At 62.6% G+C, this 2,171-nt stretch carries 2 protein-coding genes; both read right to left on the bottom strand.

What is annotated here, in order from left to right:
- Window positions 1-56: 56 nt before the first annotated feature.
- Window positions 57-482 (bottom strand): DUF2269 domain-containing protein, encoded by a 426-nt coding sequence (locus ACW9JE_RS30350; protein WP_457434864.1) that lies wholly within the window; start codon window positions 480-482, stop codon window positions 57-59.
- A gap of 39 nt (window positions 483-521) precedes the next feature.
- Window positions 522-2,036, bottom strand: a complete 1,515-nt coding sequence (gene ilvA / locus ACW9JE_RS30345; RefSeq protein ID WP_457434863.1) for a threonine ammonia-lyase, biosynthetic — start codon at window positions 2,034-2,036, stop codon at window positions 522-524.
- Window positions 2,037-2,171 lie beyond the last annotated feature (135 nt).

The raw sequence follows: 2,171 nt of genomic DNA, 5'->3' as shown, positions 1-2,171 counted from the left end.
GATGAACCCTGTAGGAGCGAGGCTTGCCCGCGAAGAATTCGATACGGTTTCAGACTTTAAACCGGCTTGGCGCCCATCAACCCGGCAATGGCGATAAAGCAGACAAAACTGAACAACGCCAAGGCAAAGCTGAACCGCCCCACCCCACCCGGCGTCTTGCGCGCCTTGTTCAGCCGCACCAGCAGCCAGAACCACGCCAGCGCCGCCACGGTGTAGAGCACGCTGGATGCCAGCAGCCAGGTCTGCCCCAACGGCCAGCCCACCAGGTGCACCATCCACCAGCCGGTGAAGGGCATGCTCAGCAGCGCCAGCCCCATCAGCAGCCAGATGAACACCCGCGGACGTTGCAGGGTACGACTTGGCGCCGTGGCATCACCGTTGCGTTTTGTACGCCAGACCCAGAAGCCCAGGCCCAGCGCGCACAGCAGCAGAATGACCGTGGCCGCCATATGCGCCGCTTTCAGGGCAGTTAACGTTTCCATGGTTCGATTTCCTTATGCCTTGCCCCCAAGCGTAGCCGCTCAGCCAAGAAACAGCTGATACGCCGGATTGTCGCTTTCGTCCCAGTACGGGTAGCCGATCTCTTCCAGCGCCGCCGGCACCAGATGACGCTCGTCATGGGGCACTTGCAGGCCCGCGACCACACGGCCATCTGCCGCGCCATGGTTGCGGTAATGGAACATCGAGATGTTCCAGCGTCCGCCCAGCTTATTAAGGAAGTTGAACAAGGCCCCCGGACGCTCAGGGAATTCGAAGCGCAGGATCACTTCGTCCACTACGTGCGCCGCGCGACCGCCGACCATGTGCCGGATGTGCAGCTTGGCCAGTTCGTTGTCGGTCAGGTCGACCACCGGGAAACCCTGCTCGCCGAGGCTGGCGATCAATGCGCTGCGCGGGTCGGTGTCCGGATGGGTCTGCACACCAACGAAGATGTGCGCTTCGCTGCCGGTGTTGTAGCGATAGTTGAATTCGGTGATCTGGCGCTTGCCGATGGCCTCGCAGAACGCCTTGAAGCTGCCCGGCTTCTCAGGGATCGTCACGGCGATGATGGCTTCGCGGCCTTCACCCAGTTCGGCGCGCTCGGCCACATGGCGCAGGCGGTCGAAATTGACGTTGGCGCCGGAGTCGATAGCGACCAAGGTGTGCCCGTTGATGCCGCGTTGCTCGACATACTTCTTGATCCCAGCCACGCCCAGGGCGCCGGCAGGTTCGGTGATCGAGCGGGTATCGTCGTAGATATCCTTGATGGCTGCGCAGATCTCGTCGGTGCTGACGGTGATCACTTCATCGACGTGATCCTTGCAGATGTCGAAAGTGTGCTGGCCGATCTGCGCCACCGCCACGCCGTCGGCGAAGATGCCCACGGTCGGTAGGACCACGCGCTCGCCCGCGGCCATGGCGGCCTGCAGGCAATTGGAGTCGTCCGGCTCGACGCCAATGATCTTGATGTCCGGGCGCAGGTATTTGACGTACGCCGCGATGCCGGCGATCAGGCCGCCGCCGCCCACCGGGACGAAAATCGCATCCAGACGCCCCGGGTGCTGACGCAGAATCTCCATGGCCACCGTGCCCTGCCCGGCAATGGTGTGGGGATCGTCATAGGGGTGAATGTAGACGTAGCCTTTTTCGTCGACCAGTTTGAGCGAGTAGGCCAGGGCTTCGGGAAACGAGTCGCCGTGCAGCACCACTTTGCCGCCGCGCGAACGCACGCCTTCGACCTTGATCTCGGGGGTGGTCTTGGGCATGACGATGGTCGCCTTCACACCCAGCACCTTGGCCGCCAGGGCCAGGCCCTGGGCATGGTTGCCCGCCGAAGCGGTGACCACGCCACGGGCGCGCTCTTCGTCGCTCAACTGCGTGAGCTTGTTGTACGCGCCGCGAATCTTGAAGGAGAACACCGGCTGCAAGTCTTCACGCTTGAGCCAAATCTCATTGCCCAGCCGCTCGGAGAGCTGACGGGCAGTCTGCAATGGGGTTTCTACGGCAACGTCATAAACGCGCGAGGTGAGGATCTTTTTGACGTACTGTTCAAGCATCGGAAAGCATCACTGAGCGGGTTGGGCAGGACCACGGAGTCTAACCTGCAATTTGGCCGGGCGACCACCCTGTAGGAGCCAGCTTGCTCGCGATGGACGCCCAGGCACCGCGGGCATTCAGACAGCCCGCGTCAT

Source organism: Pseudomonas sp. SDO55104_S430 (genome assembly GCF_054070595.1).
This window is presented reverse-complemented; position numbering and strand designations above follow the sequence as displayed.